Origin of the sequence: Achromobacter sp. GbtcB20, assembly GCF_019091095.1 — a bacterium.
Classification (GTDB): Bacteria; Pseudomonadota; Gammaproteobacteria; order Burkholderiales; family Burkholderiaceae_B; genus Achromobacter; species Achromobacter mucicolens.
On record NZ_JAGXJZ010000002.1, the window covers coordinates 181159 to 206252 of the forward strand.

A 25094-nucleotide genomic window follows, 5' to 3' on the forward strand; every position below is an offset into this window, starting at 1 on the left:
CGGCGCCATTGGCAGGCATCAGCCAGCCGATAGCGCCGCGCCTCACCACGCACCTGCCCATCATGGAACGTCTCGCCACCACGCCGCATTTCGCGCTCGCCGCGATCACGCTAAGCCTGCTCAGCGCAACTGCCTGGGCCGCCAGCAGCACCGAGCTCGCCGCGTTGGAAGCGGACGTGGAGTTCAACGACGCCTTCCTGAGCGGCGCGGAGGTGGACGTCAGCCAGTTCTCGCGCTCGAACAGCGCCATCCCGGGCTCCTACCGTCTCGACGTGCTGGTGAACGACCGCTGGCTGGGGCGTTCCGACGTGCGCATCGGCAAACCTTCGACCTCAAACGCGCCGCTTCAAGCCTGTTTCGACCCGGCGCTGGTCGAACTGGTGGGCATCGACCTCGCCAAGATCGACGCCGCGCGAGCCGGGCAGCTGACCGCCGGCCAATGTGTCCCGGTGACCTACCTGGTGAAGGAAGCGCATGCGGAGTTCGACGCGGGCGAACAGCGGCTGAACGTGACGGTGCCCCAGGCCTCGCTGATCCGGCAGGGCCGCGGGTTCGTGGACCCCAAGCATTGGGACGAAGGCGTGCCGGCGGCGCTCTTGAATTACAACGCGAACTTCTACACCTCCCGCGCCGATGGCAAGACGTCGACGCAGAGCTTTGCGGGTCTGAACGCCGGCGCGAACGCGGGCCCCTGGCGCTTGCGCCACACCGGCAACGCAACAAAGGGCAGCAAGAGCGGCCTGCAGTATCAAAGCGTGCAGACCAATCTGCGGCGCAACATCACCGGCATGAAGAGCCAGCTGGTGATCGGCGATGCCTTCACGGACGGGTCGACTTTCGACAGCGTCGGGTTCCGCGGCGTGCAGATGTCCAGCGACGATCGCATGTATCCCGAATCGCAGCGCGGCTTTGCGCCGACCCTGCGCGGCATCGCCAACACGAACGCGCGCGTCCAGGTGCGCCAGAACGGCAACATCATCTACGAAACCACCGTCGCCCCCGGTCCGTTCATCATTGACGACCTGTATGCCACCGGCTACGGCGGCGACCTGGAGATGGTGGTCAACGAAGCCGACGGCCGCGTCCTGGTGTCACGGGTTCCTTTCTCCAGCACGGTGAATTCGTTGCGCCCGGGTGTGACCCGCTACAGCGTCACCGCGGGCCAGTACCGCACGCCGCAGACGGCCGATCGGCCCCTGATGGCGCAAGCGACCGTTCAGCATGGGATCAACAACCTGGTGACCGCCTATGGCGGCCTGACCGGGGCTCAGGGCTACGGCGCCGTGTTGGGCGGCGCTGCGCTAAACACGGATTTTGGCGCGTTTGGCCTGGACGTCACGCAGGCGGCCACGCGCCTGCCCAAGGAAAAAAACCGCAATGGGCAGAGCGTCAAACTGGGCTACTCCAAGTTCCTGGAGCCCACGCGCACCAACCTCACGCTTGCGGCCTACCGCTATTCCAGCCGCGGCTACCTGAGCATGGCCGACGCCATGGAACTGAGATCCCGGCAAGAGCTGGGGCAAGGCGCTGGCCCGTATGGAACGCAACGAGGCCGTCTGCAGGCGACGATCAATCAAAACCTGCCGGCCGGTTATGGATCCCTGCATTTCACGGGTTCGACCCAGGACTACTGGGACAAGTCCGGCCGCGACACGCAGATCCAGGCGGCCTACAGCAACAGCTACAAGCGCGTGAACTATAGCGTTTCGGCCACCCGCCAACTCAACGTGGGCACCCAGAAATGGGACAACCAGGTCATGCTCAACCTGGGCATTCCGCTGGGCCGCAACCAGAATCCGGTCTACGCATCGACCAGCCTGCAGAAGGGATCGGATGGATCTGGCAGCGTCCAGCAATCCGTGGCGGGCTCGCTCGGCGCGGACAACGCGTTCAACTATGGCGTCAGCGCCGGCCGCGGCGTGTCGTCAAACAGCCCGGCCAACACCAACATCGCAGCCAACGCCTCGTACCTCACGCCAGTGACCGCCGTGACCGCCAACGCCAGCACCAGCGCGAACTACACACAATACGGCGCGGGCATTTCCGGCGGCGTCGTGGGCTATGGCGGCGGTGTCGTGATGACGCCGGTCTCTGGCGAAACGATCGCCATCGTCGAAGCGAAAGATGCTGCCGGCGCGCGGGTGCTCAACAGCAGCGGCGTGCGCCTGGACGCCAAGGGCCGCGCGATCGTATCGACGTTGACACCCTACGCCAGAAACGGCATCGAAATCGATCCCAAGGGTCTGCCGTTCAATGTCGAGCTCAAGGCGACCGAACAACACGTGGCCCCTACCGCCGGCGCGGTGGTTCGGCTGAGCTTCGAAACCGAAAACGCCGGCAGTGCCGCGCTGCTGACCGTGGCAACGCCCGGCGGCGAACCCCTTCCGTTTGGCGCCGACGTGCGGGACGCCGACGGAAACAGCGTGGGCGTCGTGGCGCAAGGCGGCCGCGTCCTTGCGCGCGGACTGAAGGACACGCAGGGCATCCTGACCGTGCAATGGGGCGCGAACGATGGGCAAGCCTGCACGTTCGGCTACGCCCTTCCCGCGCAGCCTCCCAAGGACGCAGCGCTGCCGCGGGTAAGCGGACTGCTCTGCGAGGGGTCGGCGCTTACCCGGATAGCCATCAACTGATGATGAGAACACTGATGAAAAAAGCCATCCTGCATGCGGCGATTTTGCTGCTTGCCTTGCTCGGTTCCACGTCTTCGTGGGCCGCCTCGATCTGCACCCAGACGACAAGCTCGGTTGCCGTGAACACACCGCCCCACATCACGATTCCCCGGGATGCGACCAACGGCACCGCGCTGACCGGCTGGCTGGAAACCGACGCCACCACCAATTGGTTCAATTGCAATGTTCCCGCGGGCATCGGCACCGGCACGAGTATGCGCACACTCATTCCCAGCTCGGGTTGGACCAAGGTGGTTGATGGAATCACCTACACGGTTTACGCGACCGGCGTCGATGGTCTAGGCATCATCCTGGGTGGCAGAGGCTACATCAACGGCTGCGGGTGGGCAGCATTCCAGGCCCTGACGCCGATCTGGAGAGGCGGCGCATGCAACACGGCAGGCGCCGTCACCAACGGCGGCCAGCTACGCGCGATGTTCGTCAAAATCGGACCGGTGGCCACCGGCGTTCTCGCACCGATCACCCTTGCCGCCGCGGCGTCGTCATCGAATGAAGGGGGTGGCGGTATCGTCACGAATCCGAACCTCGAAATCCAGTTCGTCACGATGGCGATGGCGGTGACGTCACAGGCGTGCACCACGCCCGACGTTTCCGTATTCCTCGGAACCCCCAAGTCCTCGGATTTCACGGGCAAGGATTCGTCCAGTCAGGTTGTTGCATTCGATATTTCGTTGAATGGCTGCCCGGCGGGGATGAGCACCATCCACTACCGGATCGACGCCGTCACTCCCGTTGTGGACGCCGCAAATGCAGTCATCGGTCTGGACGCGAGTTCATCGGCAACGGGCGTCGGCGTCCAGTTGCTGGACGCCGATGGCAATCCGGCCGTTCTGGGAAGGAGACTGCCGTTTGCTGCATACAACAGCGCAGCCGGCGGCAGCTTCAAGATCCCCTTGCGGGCGAGATATCGTCAAACCGGCGACAAGGTCACGCCGGGCTCGGCAAACACGGCAGTCACCTTCACGATGAACTACCTGTAGCCGGAAAGAAAAACGCCAGTCGGCGCAAGGCTGACTGGCGTTTTGCCGGAAGGCGTTGCCTTCCGGATGCGCATTGCGAATTAACGCTTGTCCATCGGGGGCACGTCGCGCGTGACCGAACCGGTGAACAGCTGACGCGGACGGCCGATCTTGTAATCGGGATCCGACAGCATTTCGTTCCACTGGGCGATCCAGCCCACCGTGCGAGCCAGCGCGAAGATGGCCGTGAACAGCGAGGTCGGGATGCCGATGGCGCGCTGGACGATACCCGAGTAGAAGTCCACGTTCGGGTACAGCTTGCGCTGCACGAAGTACGGATCTTCCAGGGCGATGCGTTCCAGTTCCATGGCCAGCTTGAACAGCGGGTCGTTTTCCAGACCCAGGGCGGCCAGCACTTCCTTGCAGGTTTCCTGCATCAGCTTGGCGCGCGGGTCGTAGTTCTTGTAGACGCGGTGGCCAAAGCCCATCAGGCGCACGCCCGAGTTCTTGTCCTTGACCTTCTCCATGAACTCGCCGACCTTGTCGATGCCGCCGTTGGCTTGCAGTTCTTCGAGCATCTGCAGGCAAGCTTCGTTGGCGCCGCCGTGAGCCGGACCCCACAGGCAAGCCACGCCAGCCGAGATAGCCGCGAACGGGTTGGTGCCCGACGAGCCGCACAGGCGGACGGTCGAGGTCGACGCGTTTTGCTCGTGGTCGGCGTGCAGGATGAAGATGCGGTCCAGCGCGCGCTCGACGACTTCATTGACCTTGTAGTCTTCGCACGGCGTAGCGAACATCATGCGCAGGAAGTTGCCCGTGTAGGACAGATCGTTTTGCGGGTAGATGAACGGTTGGCCTTGCGAGTACTTGTACGCCATCGCAACCAGCGTCGGCATCTTGGCGATCAGGCGGATGGCCGAGATGTGGCGATGCTGCGGGTTCGTGATGTCGGTCGAGTCGTGGTAGAACGCGGACAGCGCACCCACCAGGCCCGTCAGGACGGCCATCGGGTGGGCGTCGCGGCGGAAGCCACGCAGGAAGAAGTGCAGTTGCTCGTTGACCATCGTGTGATGGGTCACTTGCGAGTCGAAATCGGCCTTTTGTTCCTGGTTCGGCAGTTCGCCGTTCAAGATCAGGTAGCAGATGTCCATGAAGTCGCAGTTCACGGCCAGCTGTTCGATCGGGTAGCCGCGGTACAGCAGTTCGCCCTTGTCGCCGTCGATGTACGTGATGCCGGATTCGCACGCGGCCGTCGACATGAAGCCGGGGTCAAACGTGAACATGCCCGTCTGGCCGTACAGCTTGCGGATGTCGATCACATCCGGACCGACCGTGCCCTTGTAGACAGGGAACTCAATGGGTGCGCTGCCATCCGAGAAGGATAGAGTGGCTTTTTTGTCAGACAGGTTCATGTTTATTCCTCTCAATTAATCAGAGCGAGCGCATCTGGCCAATAATCGCCCGAAGCTTGGGGGTGTCCAATTCGCCTTCGAGTTCCTTTCTGGCCAGCAGCAGATCGAGAAGATCGTTGTCTCCCATCTCGAAAAGCTGGGTCAATGCGGCCACGTCATCATCGGTAAGCTCAGCTTCGTGGGCATCCAGATACCGAGTGATGATCAAGTCGTTTTCGAGCAGGCCGCGGCGCGCCCGCCAACGCAGTCGCGCCCGCTCCAGTTCAGTCAGCCTGCTCATTCGTACACCTCAAATACACAAAAACTAGACCGTGCGGCGGACCATCAGTTCCTTGATCTTGCCGATCGCCTTGGTCGGGTTCAGTCCCTTGGGACAGACGTCGACGCAATTCATGATCGTGTGGCAACGGAACAGACGGTACGGGTCTTCCAGGTTGTCCAGGCGCTCGCCGGTGGCTTCGTCGCGGCTGTCGGCGATGAAGCGGTAGGCTTGCAGCAGGCCGGCCGGGCCGACGAACTTGTCGGGATTCCACCAGAACGACGGGCAGGAAGTGGAACAGCACGCGCACAGGATGCACTCGTACAGGCCATCGAGTTCCTCGCGCGCCTCGGGCGACTGCAGGCGCTCTTTTTCGGGCGGCGGCGTGTCGTTGATGAGGTACGGGCGGATCGAGTGGTACTGGTTGAAGAAGTGCGTCATGTCCACGATCAGGTCGCGGATGACCGGCAGGCCAGGCAGCGGACGCAGGACGATCGGTTCCTTCAGTTCGCGCAGGTTCGTGGTGCAGGCCAGGCCGTTCTTGCCGTTGATGTTCATGGCGTCCGAACCGCACACGCCTTCACGGCACGAGCGGCGCAGGGCCAGGCTGTCATCGACGTCGTTCTTGATGCGCACCAGCGCATCAAGCAGCATCTTGTCGGTGGGCTGGAGTTCGACGTCCAGCTTCTGCATGTAGGGACGCTCGTCCTTGTCCGGATCGTAGCGGTAGATTTCGAACTTGACGATTCTCTTGGTGCTCATAGTAGGCTCAATCCGGACTTAGAAGGTACGCGCCTTGGGCGGGAAGGACTCGACCGTCAGCGGCTTCATCTGAACAGGCTTGTAATCCAGGCGGCTGCCTTCGGAGTACCAAAGCGTGTGCTTCAGCCAGTTCTCGTCGTCGCGGGTCGGGTGGTCGTCAAGCGCATGCGCGCCGCGGCTTTCGGTGCGGGCGGCGGCCGACTTGATGGTGGCGCGGGCCACTTCGGTCATGTTCGCCAGTTCCAGCGCCTCGACGCGGGCGGTGTTGAACACCTTGGACTTGTCCTTGAAGTAGATGCTGTCGGCTTGCTTGGCCAGATCTTCGATCTGGGTCACGCCTTCGTTCAGCAGCTCCAGCGTGCGGAACACGCCGCAGTGGCGCTGCATCGAGAAGCGGATGGCGTTGCCGATGTCCTGCGTCTTTTCGCCGGACGTGCGCGACTCCAGCTTGTTGATGCGGTCCAGCGAGAATTCGACGGCCTGCTGCGGCAGGTCCTGGTGCGCGCGCTGGCGCTCAGGATGCGAATTCACGATGTGGTTGCCGGTGGCGCGGCCGAACACGATCAGGTCCAGCAGCGAGTTCGTGCCCAGGCGGTTCGCGCCGTGGACCGACACCGCGGCGCATTCGCCGATGGCGTACAGGCCGTTGACGATCTTGTTCTCGCCGTTTTCGCGCGTCAGCACCTGGCCGTGGTAGTTGGCCGGAATGCCGCCCATCTGGTAGTGGATGGTCGGAACGACGGGGATCGGTTCCTTGATCGGGTCCACGTTGCCGAACTTGATGGCGATTTCGCGGATCGAGGGCAGGCGCTTGTTGATGACGTCGGCGCCCAGGTGGTCAAGCTTGAGCACCACGTAGCTGCCGTCCGGACCGCAACCGCGGCCTTCCTTGATTTCCTGGTCCATCGAGCGCGACACGAAGTCACGCGGCGCCAGATCCTTCAGGGTGGGCGCATAGCGCTCCATGAAGCGCTCGCCATCCTTGTTCAAGAGGATGCCGCCTTCGCCACGCACGCCTTCCGTGATCAGCACGCCCGCGCCGGCCACGCCGGTCGGGTGGAACTGCCAGAATTCCATGTCTTGCAGCGGGATGCCGGCACGGGCAGCCATGCCCAGGCCGTCGCCGGTGTTGATGAACGCGTTGGTGGAAGCGGCCCAGATGCGGCCCGCGCCGCCGGTGGCCAGCACCGTGGTCTTGGCTTCCAGGATGTAGATCTCGCCCGTTTCCATTTCGAGGGCGGTCACGCCCACGACGTCGCCGGCTTCGTTGCGCAGCAGGTCCAGCGCCATCCATTCGACGAAGAACTGGGTACGCGCGGCAACGTTGCGCTGATAGAGCGTGTGCAGCAGGGCGTGGCCGGTACGGTCGGCAGCGGCACAGGCGCGCTGGACGGGCTTTTCGCCGAAGTTCGCGGTATGGCCGCCGAACGGACGCTGATAGATCGTGCCGTCGGGGTTGCGGTCGAACGGCATGCCGAAGTGCTCGAGCTCGTACACGGCGTTCGGGGCTTCACGGCACATGAATTCGATGGCGTCCTGGTCGCCCAGCCAGTCCGAACCCTTGACGGTGTCGTACATGTGCCAGTACCAGTTGTCTTCGCTCATGTTGCCCAGGGAGGCGCTGACGCCGCCCTGCGCGGCAACGGTGTGCGAGCGCGTGGGGAACACTTTGGAGAGCACCGCAACGGACAGCCCCGCTTGGGACAGTTGCAGCGAACAACGCATGCCGGCTCCGCCGGCGCCAACGACCACCACATCAAACTGGCGGCGCGGCAGGGATTTCATGACAGAGACCACGGCTTAAATGCTCCAGAGGATTTGCGCGAAGTAAACGACCGAACCGACCAGCCAGAGGATCGTCAGCACTTGCAGCAGCAGGCGCACGCCCACCGACTTGACGTAGTCCATCCAGATGTCGCGCACGCCAATCCAGGCATGCCAGGCCAGCGCAATGAATGCAAGGGTGGCCAGGATCTGGCCAACCGGAAGAACGCCCACGTAGAAATTGAACAGCGCGGTCCAGTGCTCGTACGTGAAGGCAGGCATCATGAGGATGCCGATGAGCAGCACCAGCGTGTACACGGCCATAATGACGGCGGTGATGCGCTGGATGATGAAGTCCATGACGCCATAGTGCGCGCCGACGACCAGGCGCTTGGGTCCGTAGTTTTTAGCGGCGGCCATTTACAGCACTCCGAACAGTTTGAGAGCAAACACCAGGGTCAGCGCGAGGCTGACGCCGAACACCACGCCGGCGCTCTTCTTGGACGATTGCTTGTCGATGCCGATGTGCAGATCCAGCATCAGATAGCGGATGCCCGCACAGAAGTGGTGCAGGTAACCCCACACGAGGACGAGGAAAACGAGCTTGACGATCGGGTTGCCGGCGTACGCGGCCACGGCGGCGAACGTCTGGGGCGCGGCCACGCTGGCCGCGAACAGCGGCAGGATGACCAAGGGAAGACAGAGGAACAACAACGCGCCGCTGACGCGGTGCAGAATGGACAGCTTGCCGGCCAGGGGCAGGCGGTAACTGGCAAGTTGCGCAATACCAATATTGCGAAACTGCGGACGTGGCTTGGCAGCGGTGTCGGACATGACGGCCTCGGTGTTTCGGAACTAGGGAATCGTTACGGCAAAATTGCCGCGGCCCTTGCGGGCAAACGCGGTATTTTCGCCCAGAGACGGGTTGGTATCAAATCGTAGGTAAAAAGCTCATCAATTCAGACTATTGCGGTAGTGGTATCGATCGGTCAAGTACAACCCCCGGCGGATTTCCATGGGGCGGTCACCGTACGTGTAAGACACCCGGTCTACCTGCAACAACGGCGTTCCGGCGGCAACATTAAGCAGCGTACAGACTTCGGCCGGCGCGGCGACCGCGCGCAGCTTCTCGTCCGCGCGCACCATGCTGACGCCGAACTCGGATTCAAAAAGGCCATAGAGCGGCGCCTTGTTGGCGGTCAGCAGCTCCAGGGTGAGACCACGGAAGATCGAACCGGGCAGCCAGATGTCGTCCAGCACGGTGGGTGTCTGCCCCATGGACAGCAGGCGGCGGATCATGACGACGGTTTCGCCGGCGCGCAGATCGAGCGCGCGGGCGATCTCGGCGGGCGCGCGCGTGCGGCGGCATTCCAGGATGCGGCTTTCCGCCCGGCCGGCCTCGCCCTCTTCGTCGGGGGCCAGGCGCAGGAAACGATAGCGCACGCGGGCTTCGTGGTGGGTGGCGACAAAAGTGCCCTTGCCCTGGCGGCGCAGCAGCATGTGCTCGGCCGCCAGCTCATCGACCGCCTTGCGCACCGTGCCCTGGCTCACCTGGAAACGGGCGGCCAGATCGATTTCGCTGGGGATGAGCTCGCCGGGCTTCCATTCGCCGCGTTCGAGGCTTTGAACAAGCAGATCCTTGATCTGGCGGTAGAGCGGACTGAAAGCGGCTCCCTCGCCCGTCGGACGGGCGGCGCGATTGCGTAAGGAGGTTTCGGGCCGAGGCTCTGCCATGGATCTTCTTGAGAGTGTCATGTTTATCCGGATGAATGAGAAGACAACGCCAGGGATGCAAACTCATCCGCATGCGCTGCTGCCGCCGGTCTTCAGGCTTGATGCAGACGCACGGCCGAGCGGGGCCGCGGCGCATTCGAATAAACGCTCTATTGTGGCATATCGGGAGGCGAGCTGTCCAACGTCTTATGTCTTATATAAGATAGAAGAGCGATTGACGCTTACGTTAATTCGAACTAGGATTCAAAGCTGCCCGCGCGACGCGCGGCGGCCCTGCCGGCCGCCTGAATTTCCGCGCCCAACGATTACACTGATTGGTGAGATTTCTTTCTCGCCAAACCATTACGGAGAACGTTCATGTCCAAGCCTGCCTTGCGTGTCGCCGTCACCGGCGCCGCCGGCCAAATCGGTTACGCACTGCTCTTCCGCATCGCCTCGGGCGAAATGCTGGGTAAAGATCAACCCGTCATCCTGCAACTGCTGGAAATCCCCGACGAGAAAGCGCAAAAGGCCCTGAAGGGCGTCATCATGGAACTGGATGACTGCGCCTTCCCGCTGCTGCAGGAAGTGACCGCGCACAGCGATCCGCGCACCGCTTTCAAGGACGCCGACGTGGCCCTGCTGGTGGGCGCCCGCCCCCGCGGCCCGGGCATGGAGCGCAAGGACCTGCTGTCCGTCAACGCGCAGATCTTCACGGCGCAGGGCAAGGCCCTGAACGACGTCGCCAGCCGCAACGTCAAGGTGCTGGTCGTGGGCAACCCCGCCAACACCAACGCCTACATCGCCATGAAGTCGGCGCCGGACCTGCCCGCCAAGAACTTCACCGCCATGCTGCGCCTGGACCACAACCGCGCGCTGTCGCAACTGGCCGCCAAGTCGGGCAAGGCCGTGGCCGACATCGAAAATCTGATCGTCTGGGGCAACCACTCGCCCACGATGTACCCCGACTACCGCTTCGCCACCGTCGGCGGCGAATCGCTGTCCAAGCTCATCAACGACGACGCCTGGAACCGCGACACGTTCATCCCCACCGTGGGCAAGCGCGGCGCCGCCATCATCGAAGCCCGTGGCCTGTCCTCGGCCGCTTCGGCCGCCAACGCCGCCATCGACCACGTCCGTGACTGGGTCCTGGGCAGCAACGGCAAGTGGGTCACGATGGGCATCCCGTCGGACGGCTCCTACGGCATCCCCGAAGGCATCATCTACGGCGTGCCGGTCACGACCGAAAACGGCGAATACAAGCGCGTCGAAGGCCTGGAAATCGACGCCTTCTCGCGTGAGCGCCTGGACTTCACGCTGAAAGAGCTCCTCGAAGAGCGCGACGGCGTCAAGGACCTGCTGAAGTAAGCAGCGCGCAGTAAAGGTTTGGGCCCGTTCATGCGGGCCCATTCCTTAGGCGGGTCCGCCACGCGCGGCCCGCCATGCAGGCAGCACCGGGAAATACACCTGTCTCTTTGCCAAGCCGCAAAGGTACGCGCCGCGGGATTGTCGCGCAGGGGACAGATTTATTTTTCGGACCCGCGATAACGTCGTGGGCTACCAAGAACAGGAGACAACCATGTCCAGACCCGACTCGCCCGGCGCCCTCTTTCGCCGCGCGCTCGCCGAAGAAAATCCCCTGCAGATCATCGGCGCCATCAACGCCAACCACGCCCTGTTGGCCAAGCGCGCCGGCTATCGCGCCATCTACCTGTCCGGCGGCGGCGTCGCGGCCGGTTCGCTGGGCCTGCCGGACCTGGGCATCAACACCATGGACGACGTCCTGACCGACGTGCGCCGCATCACCGACGTGTGCGATGTGCCGCTGCTGGTGGACATCGACACCGGCTTTGGCCCGTCGGCGTTCAACATCGCCCGCACGGTCAAAAGCCTGATCAAGTTCGGCGCGGCCGCCTGCCACATCGAGGACCAGGTGGGCGCCAAGCGCTGCGGTCACCGTCCCGGCAAGGAAATCGTCACGACCGAGGAAATGGCCGACCGCGTGAAGGCCGCCGCCGACGCGCGCACCGACAGCGACTTCTACCTGATCGCCCGCACCGACGCGATTGCCTCGCACGGCGTGGACGCCGCGATCGAGCGCGCGCTGGCCTGCGTGGAAGCCGGAGCCGACGCGATCTTCGCCGAAGCCGCCTACGACCTGCCCACCTACGACCGCTTCGTGAAGGCCGTCAAGGTGCCCGTGCTGGCCAACATCACCGAATTCGGCAAGACGCCGCTCTTCTCGGTCGAAGAACTGAAGAGCGTCGGCGTGGGCATGGTGCTGTACCCGCTGTCGGCCTTCCGCGCCATGAACAAGGCCGCCGAGGCCGTCTACACCGCGATCCGCCGCGACGGCCACCAGAAGAACGTGGTCGACCTGATGCAGACCCGCGAGGAACTGTACGATCGCATCGGCTATCACGAGTTCGAATCCAGACTGGATGCGCTCTTCCAGAAGGGCAAGGCGTAATCCCGCAACGTCCAGGCGCCGCCGCGGCAACCCCGCGGCGCCGTCCGCCACCCATTGCATCTTCCATCGCGTAAGGAAAGGAGTAGAGACATGAGCACGGCTCCCAAGAAGCAAGAAGCCAAATCGGACGCCAAGCCGGAAGAAAAGGCCGGTTTCAAGCCCAAGAAGTCGGTTGCGCTGTCCGGCGTGGTCGCGGGCAACACCGCCCTGTGCACGGTCGGCCGCAGCGGCAACGACCTGCACTATCGCGGCTACGACATCCTAGACATCGCCGATACCAGCGAGTTCGAGGAAATTGCTCACTTGCTGGTCCATGGCAAGCTGCCCAACAAGGCCGAGTTGAAGGCCTACAAGGAAAAGCTGCGCAGCCTGCGCGGCCTGCCCGCGCAGCTGCAGGTCGCCCTGGAAGCCCTGCCCGCCGCCAGCCATCCGATGGACGTGATGCGCACGGCCGTGTCGGTGCTGGGCTGCGTGCTGCCTGAAAAGGACGACCACAACACCCCGGGCGCGCGCGACATCGCCGACCGCCTGATGGCCAACCTGGGCTCGGCCCTGCTCTACTGGTACCACTACAGCCACAACGGCCGCGTCATCGACGTGCAGACGGACGACGACAGCATCGGCGGCCACTTCCTGCATCTGCTGCATGGCGAAAAGCCAAGCGACGAATGGGTCAAGGCGATGCACATTTCGCTGAACCTGTACGCCGAGCACGAATTCAACGCCTCCACGTTCACGGCCCGCGTCATCGCCGGCACGGGTTCGGACATGTTCTCGGCCATCTCGGGCGCCATCGGCGCGCTGCGCGGCCCCAAGCACGGCGGCGCCAACGAAGTGGCGTTCGAAGTGCAGAAGCGCTATGAAACCCCGGACGAAGCCGAGGCCGACATCCGCCGCCGCGTGGAAGCCAAGGAAGTCATCATCGGATTCGGTCACCCGGTCTACACGGTTTCCGATCCGCGCAACAAGGTTATCAAGGACGTCGCCAAGAAGCTGTCCAAGAAGGCCGGCACGACCAAGATGTTCGACATCGCCGAACGCCTGGAAACCGTCATGTGGGACGTCAAGAAGATGTTCCCCAACCTGGACTGGTTCTCGGCCGTCAGCTACCACATGATGGGCGTGCCCACCGCCATGTTCACCCCGCTGTTCGTCATTGCGCGCACCGCGGGCTGGTCGGCCCACATCATCGAACAGCGCATCGACAACAAGATCATCCGCCCCACCGCCAACTACGTGGGCCCGGAAGACCAGAAGTTCGTGCCCATCGACAAGCGCAAGTAAAGCCAAGCGGAAGTAAAAACGATCGAGGGCGCGGCATGGCCACCTGTATTCACTTTTCCGAAGAGGTACTGCTATGTCTGCCCCGATCTCGAACGTACGTCCCGAGCCCGACCAGGTCCTGGCCGATATCGCGGACTACGTTCTGAATTTTGAAGTCCGCAGCGACCTGGCCTACGAGACGGCACGCAACTGCCTGATCGACACCCTGGGCTGCGGCCTGGAAGCGCTGGAGTATCCGGCGTGCCGCAAACTGCTGGGCCCGGTCGTGCCGGGCACCGTGGTGCCCCAGGGCGCCAAGGTGCCCGGCACGCAATTCCAGCTCGACCCCGTCCAGGCCGCGTTCAACATCGGCGCCATGATCCGCTGGCTGGACTTCAACGACACGTGGCTCGCGGCCGAATGGGGCCATCCGTCGGACAACCTGGGCGGCATCCTCGCCACGGCCGACTGGCTGTCGCGCACGGCGGTCGCGTCGGGCAAGCCCCCGCTCACGATGCGCGACGTGCTGACCGGCATGATCAAGGCGCACGAGATCCAGGGGTGCATCGCCCTGGAGAACTCTTTCAACAAGGTCGGCCTGGACCACGTCGTGCTGGTCAAGGTGGCCTCCACGGCGGTCGTGGCGCAAATGCTTGGGCTGTCCCGCGACGAAGTCATCAACGCCGTGTCGCTCGCCTGGGTCGACGGCCAGAGCCTGCGCACCTACCGCCACGCCCCCAACACCGGCAGCCGCAAAAGCTGGGCCGCGGGCGATGCCACCAGCCGCGCGGTGCGCCTGGCGCTGATCGCCCGCACCGGCGAAATGGGGTATCCCTCGGTGCTGACCGCCAAGACCTGGGGCTTTTACGACGTGCTGTTCAAGGGCCAGCCGTTCAAGTTCCAGCGGCCCTACGGCAGCTACGTGATGGAAAACGTGCTGTTCAAGATTTCGTTTCCAGCCGAATTCCATGCGCAGACCGCCGTCGAATGCGCCATGCAGATCCACGGGCAGCTCAAGTCGCTGGGCAAGACGGCCGACGACATCAAGCAGATCCGGATACGCACGCACGAGGCGTGCATCCGCATCATCGACAAGAAGGGGCCGCTGAACAATCCCGCCGACCGCGACCACTGCATCCAGTACATGGTGGCCGTGCCGCTGCTGTTCGGGCGCCTGACGGCGGGCGACTACGAGGACGAGATCGCGCAGGATCCGCGTATCGACGCGCTGCGCGCCAAGATCGTCTGCGTCGAGGATCCGGCCTTCACCAGCGACTATCACAACCCCGCCAAGCGCTCGATCGCCAATGCGCTGACCGTGCAGTTCAACGATGGCACGGCGCTCGACGAGATCGTCTGCGAATACCCCATCGGCCACAAGCGCCGCCGCGCCGACGGCATCCCGCTGCTGGAAGCCAAGTTCCGCACCAATCTGGCCCGCATATTCCCGCCGCGCCAGCAGCAGCGCATCCTGGACGCATCGCTGGCGCAGGCAACCCTGGAGTCGATGCCGGTCCATGAGTACATGGACCTCTATGTGATCTAAGGGGCGCCAGCCCCCGACGCAGCCGCCCAATCTGACGCCGCGCGCACGCGGGTGTCAGACACCGGCGGCCACGGGTATCGGCCACCGGCGCGCATACAATGCGGCTTTCCTCAATTGGATCGCGCCATGGCCATGCTCTGGGTCAAGACCTTTCACATCGTCTTCATCGCCTCCTGGTTTGCCGGCCTGTTCTATCTGCCGCGCATCTTTGTGAACCTGGCCCAGCAGTCGGATCCCGCCGTGCAGACGACGCTGCTCGGCATGGCGCGCCGACTGTACCGCTTCACCACCATTCTGGCGGTCGTGGCCATCATTTTCGGGATGTGGCTTTACGTGGGTTACCGTATTGGCGTGGGCCCCGGCAATGGCTGGATGCACGCCAAGCTCTTTTTCGTGCTGCTCGTCATCGGCTACCATCACGCCTGTGGCCTCATGCTGCGCAAATTCGAACAGGGCAAGAACACCCGTTCGCACAAGTTCTATCGCTGGTTCAACGAAGTTCCCGTCTTGCTGCTCTTGGTGGTGGTGGCGCTGGTCGTCGTCAAACCCTTCTGATACCCCTACCTTTGCACATTCGCCAGGATCCGTATGTCCTCTGATGAACAGGACCGCCCGCGCAAGACGCTGACGATCAAGAAAACGGCCCGCGACGCCCAAGCCGAAGGCGCGGGCAAGCGCACCCGCACGGGCGCCCGCGCGCGCCTGGTGGCGCAGATCGAGCGCACCCGCGAAAACACCGAACGCCAGAAGGACCCCGCCGGCTACCAGCGGCGTCAGGAAGAAGAGGCGCGCGGCGCCCGCAAGCCCGCCCGCGGCACGTCCTCGCGCCCCGGCCAGTCTGAACGCGGCCAGTACGACCGCGGTCCCGCCAACCGGGGTCCGTCCGACCGTCCCGCGCCGCGCCGTGGCGCTCCCGACCGCGACCGCGCGGGCGACGCCCGCCGCGATGACGCCCCCGGCCCGCGCGCCGGACGCACGCCGCAGCGCGCGCCGCGCCTGGACGACCAGTACATCGCGCCGGCCACGCCTGCCGGCCGCTTCTACGACCCATTCGAAGACGACGGTCCCGCCCCCGAATTCGCGCCCGAACCCGAACACGCGCACGACACCGAGTTTGCGGGCGAGTCCGATTTCGCTCATGAGCCGGATGTACGAAGCGAGCGCGCTGCGCCCCGCGTCGACGTGCGCAGCCGCCGCCCGCGCGAACCGCGCCAGGCGGAAACCTTCACGGTATTCGCGCCCTGCCCGCAAGGCCTGGAAGAAGCGCTGACCGCCGAAATGCAGGCGCTTGGCTACGAAGACGCCAAGGCCGGCCGGGCGGGCTGTTCGTTCACGTCCGACTGGTCGGGCATCCAGCGCGCCAACCTGTATTCGCGGCTGGCAACCCGCATTCTGGTGCAGGTGGCGCATGCCGAGATTTCGCACGAAGACGACATCCTGGATCTGGCCCGCGACACCCCCTGGGAGCGCTGGTTCGGCGCCGAACAGACGCTGCGCGTGGACACGTCGGCCATCAAGAGTCCGGTGCAAAGCCTGCAGTACTGCAATCTGCGCGCCAAGGACGGCATCTGCGACCGCCTTCGCGAGCTCGAAGGCGAGCGCCCCAGCATCGACACGGTGCGCCCGGACGCACGCGTGCACCTCTTTCTGACGGGTCACACGGCGACGCTGTATCTGGACACGTCGGGCGAATCCCTGTTCAAGCGCGGCTGGCGCCTGGACAAGGGTGAGGCCCCGCTGCGCGAAAACCTGGCGGCGGGCATGCTGGCGCTGGCGGGCTGGGATCCGGCCGCGCCGCTGCTGGACCCCTTCTGCGGGTCCGGCACCATCCTGATCGAAGCGGCCTGGATTGCCCTGGGCGTGCCCCCGGGCATTTCCCGCCCGTTCGGATTCGAGCGCCTGCGCGACCACGATGCCTACCGCTGGCGCGACCTGAAGGACGACGCCCGCGCCCGCATCCTGCCCCAGCTCGATGCGCCGCTGGTCGGATACGACCTGAACCCCCTGGCCATCGAATACGCCCGCAACAACGCCGAGCGCGCCTGGCTGACGGCCGATTCGATCCGCTTTGAAGTGGGTGATGCGCGCGAGGTGACGGCGCCCGCCGACCACGGCTGGATCGTCACCAACCCGCCCTACGGCGAGCGCATGGGCGCGGAGCAGGACGCGGACCTGTGGCGCGACTGGGCCAGTTGCCTGAAGCGTAATTTCGCGGGCTGGCAGCTGCACGTCATCACCAGCGACCTGACGCTGCCCAATCAGATGCGCCTGAAGCCCAAGCGGCGCATCCCGCTGCACAACGGGGCGCTCGACTGCCGCTTGTTCGGCTTTGAACTGGTTGCCGCCGGCTACCGCGACGCCTGAGCACGTTGTAAAAGCGCCGCAACATGGCGCGCCTATCTTTGCTTATGGTGCCCCGCCGCGCGGTTTTGGGGCATCATCAGCACCAAGGTGTTGCCAAGTTGCACCAGCCTGCATCGGCCACTTGCATAGTTTCAGGGTAAACCCCTATAATCCGGGTTATCCCTAGTAGCAAACAACTGTGCAAGCCCGTGGAGGCTATAGTGATCAACCCGAACAACACCATTCGCCTGACCGACGAACTCGAGCGTCAACTGATGCTCCAGGCTATCGAAGAACAATTCCGCCCGCATCCGATGCGGGCGTTGGCTGCAGGCCTGCGCAAGCTGGCCCACGGCATCAAGGCCCTGGCTGGCAAGACGAGCGCCAAGAACGCGCATTCCGCTGCCTAAGCAAGGCCTGGGCCGCTGGCCCAACGATTTTCCCCTTGGGGGCTGCATAGCCCCTTTTATAGACCCGCCCTCAACGGCGGGTTTTTTTTCGCGCGCACACCGAAGCGCAGCGGCGGCGCCCCGCCGCCCGGCCGCCCGGCCGCCCGAAGGCGGGGCAGCAGCATTTTATGGATAATACCGGTCCATGAATGATGCCACCCTCGACCAGACTCCGAACCGGCTGCGCCGGTTTGCCTGCATGATGTACGAAGCCGTGCTGCTGTTCGGCGTCGTGTTTCTGGCGGGCTACCTGCTGGACACGCTTACCCAGAGCCGCAACGCGCTGGAATTGCGGGCCGCCCGCCAGGCGTGGCTGTTCGTGGCGATCGGTGCCTATTTCGTGTTGTGCTGGCGACGCCGCGGGCAGACGCTGCCCATGAAGACGTGGAACATCCGGCTGGTGGATCGCCACGGCAACACCCCGTCGACCGGCCTGCTGATCCTGCGCTACATCCTTGCCTGGCCGCTGGTGCTGGCGGGGGCCGCCGTGGTCTGGGCGGCGGCGCTGGCCACGGGATGGCCATCGGTGGACATGTTCATCGTCGCCGCCCCCTTTGCCATCTTCATCTGGTCCTGGCTGGATCCCGACGGCCAGTTCCTGCACGACCGGATCCTGGGCACGCGCCTGCGCAATGCGCCGCAGGCCAAGGGCAAAAAGGCCCGCTGAACCGCGCCGCCGGTGCGCCGGCATGCGGGCGCCGCCCCGGTTTGATGCGGGCCAAGGCGCAGACCCTCTAGCGCGCCCTGTTCAGAAAGATGACAGCCGCACGCCGGGACAATGAGGCCCCAATTAATTTACGGCTTCATCATCACCATGCGCGCATTCCTTTCCCGCCTGTCGCTGGCCTTCGCCAGCGCGCTGTTGTTCCTGCACGCAGGCGCGTCCGCCCAAAACGCCTCGGCCCAGCAGGAGATCGAAGCGGCGTCCAAAGCCGCCTTTGCCGCGGCCCGGCAAGGTCCTGACGACGTAACGCTTGGCGATCAGGCAACCCTGAAGCTGCCCCAGAACATGTTTTTCGTGCCCCGCCCGCAAGCCGAGCGGCTGATGCAGGCCTACGGCAACGGCAAGGATCCCTCGCTGCTGGGCGTCGTGATGCCCAAGAGCGACGATGAGGACTGGGTCGTCACCATCAATTTCGACAAGGCGGGCTATATCAAGGACGACGACGCCCGGAACTGGAACGTGGGCGAGTTGCTGGACAGCCTGCGTGAAGGCACCGAGGCGTCCAACGAGGAACGCAAGAAGCGCGGCTTTCCCGAATTGACGGTGGACGGCTGGGTGGAGACGCCCAAGTACGACAGCAACAACCAGCGCCTGGTCTGGTCGGTGGCTGCCAAGCACAAGGGCGCGGCTGCGGACGAAGACGGCACGGTCAACTACAACACCTATGCGCTGGGCCGCGACGGCTATATCACGCTGGATTTGATCACCGAAAAGAAGAAGGTGCCCACGGACAAGGCCGCGGTGCTGGCCCTGCTGGACAACCTGCATTACGTGCAAGGCAAGCGCTACGCCGATTTCGACGCCTCGAGCGACAAGGTTGCCGAGTACGGTCTGGCGGCCCTCGTGGCGGGCGTGGCCGCCAAGAAGCTCGGGCTGTTCGCGGTGATCGCGGCATTCCTGGCCAAGTTTGCCAAGGTGGGCATCCTGGCCGCGGCCGCGCTGGGCGGCGCGGCCTGGAAGCGTCTGAAGGGCAAGAAGGGCACCGAACAGTCCTGATCCGCCGGACCGGCGCGCGCGGCCCCTGCCCGCGCGCGCCGTCACAACCGTGTCACGGATCCGTCACGCACACGTCATCGCGAGATGGTCTCATGCTCAAGCATGACCACTGCCCACAGGGAAGCGACCGTGAACGAAATCCAACCCGCGCATTGGCGCGCCCTCTGGATTTCCGATATTCACCTGGGCACTGCCGGGTGCAAGGCGGAATTCCTCCTCGATTTCCTGGATCACAACGATTCGGACACCCTCTATCTGGTCGGCGACATCGTCGACGGCTGGCAGCTGCGCAAGCACTGGCATTGGCCCCGCGCGCACAACGACGTGATCCAGCGCATCCTGCGCAAGGCCCGCAACGGCACCCGCGTGGTGTTCATCCCCGGCAACCATGACGAGTTCGCCCGGGAGTTCGCGGGTTTCGCCTTCGGCGACATCGAGGTCCTGGACGAGGACGTGCATGTCACGGCCAAGGGGCTGCGGCTGCTCGTGCTGCACGGGGACCAGTTCGACGGCGTCATCCAGCACAGCCGCTGGCTGGCGCACCTGGGCGACGGGCTCTACCAGCTTGCTCTGTGGATCAACCACCACTTCAACCGCCTGCGCCACCGGCTGGGCCTGCATTACTGGTCGCTGTCCCAGTACCTGAAGCACAAGGTCAAGAACGCGGTGTCGTTCATCACCGACTTCGAGGAGGCGTTGGCCGGCGAGGCGCGGCGCCGCGGCCTGGATGGCGTGGTGTGCGGCCATATCCACAAGGCCGAACTGCGCGACGTCGGCGGCATCCTGTATTGCAACGACGGCGACTGGGTGGAAAGCCTTACGGCGCTGGCCGAAACGCACGACGGGCAGCTCCAGCTCCTGGACTGGGCCGTATTGCAAGCCGAACGCCAGCGCGACCCGGCCAACCGCCCGCCCCGGTCGCTGACCTTGCCGGCCCTGCCGTCCGCCCTGCGCCGCCAAGGCAAATACCCGTGATAACCCTTATGCGTCCCCGTTACGCAACGCGGATATTGCAGTTCAAGCCCCTCTAGGTCATGCTTGCAACTGGTTAGCGGGCGTCATGGCCCGTTCACGCTGCAACATGCTCACAACATAGGGCCATGAACGACCAATATCAGGCGCTCTACCAATCATTCCGCTGGCTGGTGCCCACCCAGTTCAACATCGCGGAAGCGTGCTGCCACCGCTGGGCATCCAGTAGTCCGGATGCGCGGCGCATTGCCATCTACTACGAAGATGAGTCCGGCAACCGCGAGGTCTGGACCTTCGCCCGTCTGGCGGAAGCCGCCAATCAGCTGGCCAACGGCCTGGTGAAAATGGGCGTCGGCCGGGGCGACAGGGTCGGTGTGGTATTGGGACAACGCCCTGAGACCGTGGTCGCCCACATGGCCATCTACAGCGTGGGCGCGGTGGTCCTGCCCCTGTCCGCGCTCTTCGGTCCCGAGGCGCTGCAAAGCCGCCTGTGCGATGCCGAAGCGCGCGTTGCCATCGTCGACCACGCCTCCAGCGCCAATCTGCTGGCCGTCACTGAAAACTGCCCCGCCCTGCAACAGGTCATCGGCATCGGTTTCGCCGACGAACGCGTGCTGCCGTGGCGCAGCCTGCTGGCCCGCCAGCCAAACGAATTCAAGGCCGTCCAGACGCGCTCGTCGGATCCGGCCATCCTGCTCTATACCTCCGGCACCACCGGCGCGCCCAAGGGCGCCCTGCTGCCCCACAGCGTGCTGATCGGCAACCTGCCGGGCTTCGTCGCCTCGCAGGACTGGTTCCCCAAACCCGCGGATGTGTTCTGGTCGCCCGCGGACTGGGCCTGGACCGGCGGCATGATGGACGCGCTGCTGCCCACCCTGTACTTCGGCCATCCCATCGTCGGCACCCGCGGGCGTTTCTCGGTCGAGCGCGCCTTCGAACTCCTGGAACGTTATCAGGTCACCAACACGTTCCTGTTCCCCACCGCCCTGAAGATGATGATGAAGGCGGTGCCCGAGCCCCGCCAACGCTACCAGCTGGCCCTGCGTTCCATCATGAGCGCCGGGGAAAGCGTGGGCGATACGGTCTTCGAATGGTGCCGCACGGCCCTGGGCGTCACGCCAAACGAGATGTTCGGCCAGACCGAGATGAACTACGTGGTGGGCAACAGCAACAAGCGCTGGCCCGCCAAACCCGGTTCCATGGGCCGCCCGTATCCGGGCCACAACGTGGCGGTGCTGGACAGCGACGGTGTGCCGGTTCCCCCGGGCGGAACCGGCGAAATCGCCGTGAACCGGCTCGACATCCACGGCTTTCCCGACCCGGTGATGTTCCTTGGGTACTGGCGCAACGAAGCGGCCACGCAGGCCAAGTTCAAGGGCGACTGGTGCCTGACGGGCGACCTCGCCACCATCGACGAGGACGGTTACCTCTGGTACGCCGGCCGCGCCGATGACGTGTTCAAATCGGCCGGATACCGGATCGGCCCGGGCGAGATCGAAAGCTGCCTGGTCGGCCATCCGGCCGTGGCCAACGCGGCAGTCGTGCCCAAGCCGGATGCCGAGCGCGGCGCGCTGGTCAAGGCCTACGTGGTGCTGACGCCGGAATTTGCCCAGCGGGACCACGGCGAAATCACCGAGAACCTGCAGGAGCACGTGCGCGAGCGCCTGGCGCCGTACGAGTACCCCAAGGAAATCGAATACGTGGACGAACTGCCCATGACCACCACGGGCAAGATTCAGCGGCGCATCCTGCGGCAGCGCGAAGAAGAACGCGCGCTGGCACACGCGCCCCAAACCGACGCTGGCGTGCCCGTTGCCGCCCCCGCGCGACAAACGGAGACATAGCATGGCCATTTACCAACTGGGCGACCTGATTCCCCGCATCGACCCGCAAGCCTACGTGGCCGACAGCGCGGATCTCATCGGCAACGTCACGCTGGAAGCCGGCGTCAGCATCTGGTCGCATGTCTCCATCCGCGCCGACAACGACGCCATCCTGATCCGCGAAGGCACCAACATTCAGGAATCCAGCGTCCTGCACGTCGACGAGGGCTGTCCCATGACCATCGGCCCGAACGTCACGGTCGGTCACCAGGCCATGCTGCACGGCTGCACCATCCATGAAGGCGCGCTGGTCGGCATGCAGGCCATCGTGCTGAACAATGCCGTCATCGGCCGCAACTGCCTGATCGGCGCCGGCGCGATCATCCCCGAAGACCGCGTCATCCCGGACAATTCGCTGGTCATCGGCATCGGCAAGATCGTGCGGGAGCTTTCCGCCGACGAAATTGCCAACATGCACAAGAACACTGCCCATTACGTGGCGCGCGGCCAACAGTACAAGACCGCCCTGAAACGGATCGGCTGACGGCTCCCCCGAGGGCCCCCTCACCGCCTTCGCAACCGTCCCAACCCCTGCTGCCAGCAGGGGGAATACCCCACCGCGATCGGCTAACATTCCGCTATGACCGATCAGCTCAAGAAATACCTCACCGAAGACCGCAGCGTCCGCGTCCAAGCGGTGCGCCTGTCTGACACGTGGAAGGCCGTCCAGGCCAACCACGACTACCCGCCCGCCATCACCGACCTGTTGGGTGAACTGGTGGCGGCATCCACCCTGCTCGCCGCCAACATCAAGTTCGATGGCTCGCTGGTGCTCCAGATCCAGGGCGATGGCCCCATCGCCCTGCTCGTGGTGGAATGCCGCTCGGACCTCAGCCTGCGCGCCACCGTCAAGATGCGCGAAGGCCACGAGGTGCCCAGCGCCGGCGACATGCAAAGTCTGTTGAACCCCGGCGGCAACGGGCGCTTCATCGTGGTGCTGGACCCGCAGCGCAAGCTGCCCGGCCAGCAGGCCTACCAGGGCATCGTGCCGCTCGAAGGCGACACGGTCGCCGAGGCGCTGCAACACTACATGAAGGCCTCCGAACAGCTCGACACGCGTCTGTGGCTGTCGGCCGATGCCGATCACGCCGCCGGCATGCTGCTGCAACGCCTGCCGCATCACGGCGGCGGAGAAACCGACCGCGCCCTGACCGAACAGGTGGCTGCCGAAACCTGGGAGCGCATCAATGCCCTGGCCGGCACGCTCAAGCGCGACGAAATCCTGGCCACGGACATCGACACGCTGATCCACCGCCTGTTCTGGGAAGAAACGCTCATCGCCTTCGACCCGCAGCCCGTCAGCTGGCACTGTCCGTGCACGCGCGAGCGCGTGGCCAACATGCTGCGTTCGCTGGGCGAAGCCGAGGTCAACAGCCTCCTCGAAGAACGTGGACAGGTCGACGTGGCCTGCGACTTCTGCGGCAAGCCCTACAAGTTCGACACCGTCGACTGCGCGGCGCTTTTCTCGGCAAACCAGCCGGCAGCCGGAGACGAACCTCCCACCGTGCATTGATGCCCCCCGGCGGCAAGCCCGCCGGGACGGTTTCGTCACACCGGATTGTCCTCATCGACGGGCGGTCATGGGCGCGCCACACTGCGCAGCCATGACCGCCTTTATTTTTCCTGCCGTGTTTCGCGCCGTCCGCCGACAGCATGGCGCGTCCGCCCTTGAATTTGCCGTGGCGGGCGCCGCGGTGCTGCTGCTGGGTCTGCTGTGCATCGAAGCCGTCCAGTGGCACGGCGCGCGCCAGATGGCCCATCTGGCGCTGACAGAAGCAGCGCGCGCCGGCGCCACGGGCCACGGCGACCCGGCCCGCATGCAAGCCGCCTTTCTGCGGGCGTTGCTGCCGTTGCACGCCCACGCCGAGGGCCCGTCGGGCGCGCGGCGGCGCCTGGACACCGCGATGGCCAATCTGAAGGCGTTGACGGGCGTTGCGCCCTGGCGCATCGAAGTGCTGCTGCCGGACGACCAGTCGTTCCGCGAGCACGGGCACGCGGGCTTGCAGGTGGCCGCCGCGCCCGGCTTGCGCGCCATCAACAACGGCTACCAGGACCTGCAACACGCCCGCCGCCCGCCACGCCCTGGCGGCCAGGACATCTTCCTGGCCAACACGCTCAGGCTGCGTCTGACGTATCTGCACAAACCGCTGCTGCCGCCGTTGCGGGCGCTGCTGGCGGGGCTGGGCCGGCAGGACGGCAGCTACGCCGGGCACGCGCTGGCCAAGGGCGTGTTGCCGATCGTGGTGGAGCTGGATCAGGAAATGCACACGCATCCGGTGGACTGGGCGCGCAGGCGCCCCCATCCCGAAGGCGTGGTGTATGGACCGTGCCGCCAGATGCGTTGCGGCCCGGGATAAGCCGGGCCGCCGCTGGCAAGGCTAAAAAAAACCGCCGGGCATCACTGCCGGGCGGTGGAATTGGAATGGTTGGCGCCGGTGGCGGCGGGCCTGGCTGGCGTTGCCGCCGCGGGCCGGGATGGGGTTGCTGCAGAGGCCGGCCGGGTGGCGGGGGCGTTGGCGCGTGCGGGCGTGCCGGTGGCGGCAGGCTTGGGCGGCGCCTCGGCGGAGAGCGAGGCGCCCGCGGGAGGCTGGGTGTTCTGGGGCAGGATGTGCACGAACACTTCGCCGTCGCGCATCATGCCCAGTTCACCGCGCGCCCGTTCCTCGATGGCCCCCGATCCGCCTTCCAGATCGCGCACTTCCGCCTCAAGGGCGGCATTGCGCGCGCGCAGGCCTTCGTTGGTCTCGCGCTGCTCGGCCACCTGGCGTTGCAGATCCCAGACCTTGAACCAGCCGCCCTTACCCAGCCACAGCGGGTATTGGATCAGGCCTAGCAGCACGAACAGCACCAGGAACAACAGGCGCATACGCGGGAACCTCAACTGTC

Annotated in this window: 24 protein-coding genes; 16 read left to right on the forward strand and 8 right to left on the reverse strand. The window is 64.9% G+C overall.

The window, feature by feature from the left end; translation table 11 throughout:
• Positions 1-8: 8 nt before the first annotated feature.
• Complete coding sequence (locus KVT32_RS03615; protein WP_254636751.1) at positions 9-2633, forward strand: fimbria/pilus outer membrane usher protein; 2625 nt, start codon at positions 9-11, stop codon at positions 2631-2633.
• 14 nt (positions 2634-2647) lie between these two features.
• Positions 2648-3673, forward strand: coding sequence for a fimbrial protein (locus KVT32_RS03620; RefSeq protein WP_175156269.1), 1026 nt, complete (start codon positions 2648-2650; stop codon positions 3671-3673).
• A gap of 80 nt (positions 3674-3753) precedes the next feature.
• Here the strand turns inward: KVT32_RS03620 and KVT32_RS03625 are convergent, their stop codons facing one another.
• From KVT32_RS03625 to KVT32_RS03655, 7 genes are all read right to left on the reverse strand, one after another.
• Positions 3754-5064, reverse strand: coding sequence for a citrate synthase (locus KVT32_RS03625; protein WP_056322100.1), 1311 nt, complete (start codon positions 5062-5064; stop codon positions 3754-3756).
• Between the two features lie 19 nt (positions 5065-5083).
• Positions 5084-5344: a succinate dehydrogenase assembly factor 2 gene (locus KVT32_RS03630; protein ID WP_056322097.1), complete on the reverse strand. Its 261-nt coding sequence runs from the start codon at positions 5342-5344 to the stop codon at positions 5084-5086.
• Positions 5345-5368: 24 nt separating this feature from the next.
• On the reverse strand, positions 5369-6085 hold the full coding sequence (locus tag KVT32_RS03635; protein WP_056322095.1) for a succinate dehydrogenase iron-sulfur subunit: 717 nt from the start codon (positions 6083-6085) through the stop codon (positions 5369-5371).
• An 18-nt stretch (positions 6086-6103) separates the two neighbouring features.
• Complete coding sequence (gene sdhA / locus KVT32_RS03640; protein WP_056322092.1) at positions 6104-7882, reverse strand: succinate dehydrogenase flavoprotein subunit; 1779 nt, start codon at positions 7880-7882, stop codon at positions 6104-6106.
• 3 nt (positions 7883-7885) lie between these two features.
• Positions 7886-8269 (reverse strand): succinate dehydrogenase, hydrophobic membrane anchor protein, encoded by a 384-nt coding sequence (sdhD, locus tag KVT32_RS03645; protein ID WP_056567857.1) that lies wholly within the window; start codon positions 8267-8269, stop codon positions 7886-7888.
• Entirely contained in the window at positions 8270-8683 is a 414-nt protein-coding gene (gene sdhC / locus KVT32_RS03650; RefSeq protein ID WP_056322086.1) for a succinate dehydrogenase, cytochrome b556 subunit, read from the reverse strand.
• 120 nt (positions 8684-8803) lie between these two features.
• The gene (locus tag KVT32_RS03655) at positions 8804-9583 is read right to left on the reverse strand and encodes a GntR family transcriptional regulator (RefSeq protein WP_056322083.1); all 780 of its coding nucleotides are present in this window, start codon (positions 9581-9583) and stop codon (positions 8804-8806) included.
• Positions 9584-9940: 357 nt separating this feature from the next.
• Here KVT32_RS03655 and KVT32_RS03660 point away from each other — a divergent pair, with 357 nt between their 5' ends.
• From KVT32_RS03660 to KVT32_RS03725, 14 genes are all read left to right on the forward strand, one after another.
• Positions 9941-10930, forward strand: a complete 990-nt coding sequence (locus tag KVT32_RS03660; RefSeq protein ID WP_056322080.1) for a malate dehydrogenase — start codon at positions 9941-9943, stop codon at positions 10928-10930.
• Positions 10931-11141: 211 nt separating this feature from the next.
• Complete coding sequence (gene prpB, locus KVT32_RS03665; protein WP_056322077.1) at positions 11142-12032, forward strand: methylisocitrate lyase; 891 nt, start codon at positions 11142-11144, stop codon at positions 12030-12032.
• A gap of 90 nt (positions 12033-12122) precedes the next feature.
• Positions 12123-13316, forward strand: a complete 1194-nt coding sequence (gene prpC / locus KVT32_RS03670) for a 2-methylcitrate synthase (protein ID WP_056322074.1) — start codon at positions 12123-12125, stop codon at positions 13314-13316.
• Positions 13317-13389: 73 nt separating this feature from the next.
• A complete protein-coding gene (locus KVT32_RS03675) occupies positions 13390-14841 on the forward strand; it encodes a bifunctional 2-methylcitrate dehydratase/aconitate hydratase (protein WP_152383729.1) in 1452 nt (483 codons plus the stop codon).
• A gap of 126 nt (positions 14842-14967) precedes the next feature.
• The gene (locus KVT32_RS03680) at positions 14968-15396 is read left to right on the forward strand and encodes a CopD family protein (RefSeq protein WP_172802131.1); all 429 of its coding nucleotides are present in this window, start codon (positions 14968-14970) and stop codon (positions 15394-15396) included.
• A gap of 33 nt (positions 15397-15429) precedes the next feature.
• Positions 15430-17205, forward strand: coding sequence for a class I SAM-dependent RNA methyltransferase (locus tag KVT32_RS03685; protein WP_175156271.1), 1776 nt, complete (start codon positions 15430-15432; stop codon positions 17203-17205).
• A 200-nt stretch (positions 17206-17405) separates the two neighbouring features.
• Positions 17406-17594, forward strand: a complete 189-nt coding sequence (locus KVT32_RS03690) for a hypothetical protein (protein WP_008161862.1) — start codon at positions 17406-17408, stop codon at positions 17592-17594.
• A 184-nt stretch (positions 17595-17778) separates the two neighbouring features.
• Positions 17779-18300, forward strand: coding sequence for an RDD family protein (locus KVT32_RS03695; RefSeq protein WP_128827696.1), 522 nt, complete (start codon positions 17779-17781; stop codon positions 18298-18300).
• 147 nt (positions 18301-18447) lie between these two features.
• Positions 18448-19353 carry a DUF2167 domain-containing protein gene (locus tag KVT32_RS03700; protein WP_152383726.1) on the forward strand — a complete coding sequence of 302 codons (906 nt, stop codon included), beginning with the start codon at positions 18448-18450 and terminating at the stop codon, positions 19351-19353.
• A 102-nt stretch (positions 19354-19455) separates the two neighbouring features.
• A complete protein-coding gene (locus tag KVT32_RS03705) occupies positions 19456-20328 on the forward strand; it encodes a UDP-2,3-diacylglucosamine diphosphatase (protein ID WP_128827694.1) in 873 nt (290 codons plus the stop codon).
• Positions 20329-20453: 125 nt separating this feature from the next.
• Positions 20454-22169: an acyl-CoA synthetase gene (locus tag KVT32_RS03710; protein WP_152383725.1), complete on the forward strand. Its 1716-nt coding sequence runs from the start codon at positions 20454-20456 to the stop codon at positions 22167-22169.
• A 1-nt stretch (position 22170) separates the two neighbouring features.
• Positions 22171-22692 (forward strand): gamma carbonic anhydrase family protein, encoded by a 522-nt coding sequence (locus tag KVT32_RS03715; protein WP_063952693.1) that lies wholly within the window; start codon positions 22171-22173, stop codon positions 22690-22692.
• Positions 22693-22788: 96 nt separating this feature from the next.
• The gene (gene hslO / locus KVT32_RS03720) at positions 22789-23721 is read left to right on the forward strand and encodes an Hsp33 family molecular chaperone HslO (RefSeq protein WP_152383724.1); all 933 of its coding nucleotides are present in this window, start codon (positions 22789-22791) and stop codon (positions 23719-23721) included.
• Between the two features lie 91 nt (positions 23722-23812).
• Positions 23813-24565, forward strand: coding sequence for a pilus assembly protein (locus tag KVT32_RS03725; protein ID WP_152383723.1), 753 nt, complete (start codon positions 23813-23815; stop codon positions 24563-24565).
• A 41-nt stretch (positions 24566-24606) separates the two neighbouring features.
• Here KVT32_RS03725 and ftsB read toward each other — a convergent pair whose 3' ends face one another.
• Positions 24607-25074, reverse strand: coding sequence for a cell division protein FtsB (gene ftsB, locus KVT32_RS03730; protein WP_062838542.1), 468 nt, complete (start codon positions 25072-25074; stop codon positions 24607-24609).
• Positions 25075-25094 lie beyond the last annotated feature (20 nt).

Coding starts and splice junctions, on each gene's coding strand:
- KVT32_RS03620 (WP_175156269.1), top strand. CDS start 2,648: ATGAAAAAAGCCATCCTGCATGCGGCGATTTTGCTGCTTGCCTTGCTC.
- KVT32_RS03625 (WP_056322100.1), bottom strand. CDS start 5,064: ATGAACCTGTCTGACAAAAAAGCCACTCTATCCTTCTCGGATGGCAGC.
- KVT32_RS03630 (WP_056322097.1), bottom strand. CDS start 5,344: ATGAGCAGGCTGACTGAACTGGAGCGGGCGCGACTGCGTTGGCGGGCG.
- KVT32_RS03635 (WP_056322095.1), bottom strand. CDS start 6,085: ATGAGCACCAAGAGAATCGTCAAGTTCGAAATCTACCGCTACGATCCG.
- sdhD (WP_056567857.1), bottom strand. CDS start 8,269: ATGGCCGCCGCTAAAAACTACGGACCCAAGCGCCTGGTCGTCGGCGCG.
- sdhC (WP_056322086.1), bottom strand. CDS start 8,683: ATGTCCGACACCGCTGCCAAGCCACGTCCGCAGTTTCGCAATATTGGT.
- KVT32_RS03655 (WP_056322083.1), bottom strand. CDS start 9,583: ATGGCAGAGCCTCGGCCCGAAACCTCCTTACGCAATCGCGCCGCCCGT.
- KVT32_RS03660 (WP_056322080.1), top strand. CDS start 9,941: ATGTCCAAGCCTGCCTTGCGTGTCGCCGTCACCGGCGCCGCCGGCCAA.
- prpB (WP_056322077.1), top strand. CDS start 11,142: ATGTCCAGACCCGACTCGCCCGGCGCCCTCTTTCGCCGCGCGCTCGCC.
- prpC (WP_056322074.1), top strand. CDS start 12,123: ATGAGCACGGCTCCCAAGAAGCAAGAAGCCAAATCGGACGCCAAGCCG.
- KVT32_RS03675 (WP_152383729.1), top strand. CDS start 13,390: ATGTCTGCCCCGATCTCGAACGTACGTCCCGAGCCCGACCAGGTCCTG.
- KVT32_RS03680 (WP_172802131.1), top strand. CDS start 14,968: ATGGCCATGCTCTGGGTCAAGACCTTTCACATCGTCTTCATCGCCTCC.
- KVT32_RS03685 (WP_175156271.1), top strand. CDS start 15,430: ATGTCCTCTGATGAACAGGACCGCCCGCGCAAGACGCTGACGATCAAG.
- KVT32_RS03695 (WP_128827696.1), top strand. CDS start 17,779: ATGAATGATGCCACCCTCGACCAGACTCCGAACCGGCTGCGCCGGTTT.
- KVT32_RS03700 (WP_152383726.1), top strand. CDS start 18,448: ATGCGCGCATTCCTTTCCCGCCTGTCGCTGGCCTTCGCCAGCGCGCTG.
- KVT32_RS03705 (WP_128827694.1), top strand. CDS start 19,456: ATGACCACTGCCCACAGGGAAGCGACCGTGAACGAAATCCAACCCGCG.
- KVT32_RS03710 (WP_152383725.1), top strand. CDS start 20,454: ATGAACGACCAATATCAGGCGCTCTACCAATCATTCCGCTGGCTGGTG.
- KVT32_RS03715 (WP_063952693.1), top strand. CDS start 22,171: ATGGCCATTTACCAACTGGGCGACCTGATTCCCCGCATCGACCCGCAA.
- hslO (WP_152383724.1), top strand. CDS start 22,789: ATGACCGATCAGCTCAAGAAATACCTCACCGAAGACCGCAGCGTCCGC.
- KVT32_RS03725 (WP_152383723.1), top strand. CDS start 23,813: ATGACCGCCTTTATTTTTCCTGCCGTGTTTCGCGCCGTCCGCCGACAG.
- ftsB (WP_062838542.1), bottom strand. CDS start 25,074: ATGCGCCTGTTGTTCCTGGTGCTGTTCGTGCTGCTAGGCCTGATCCAA.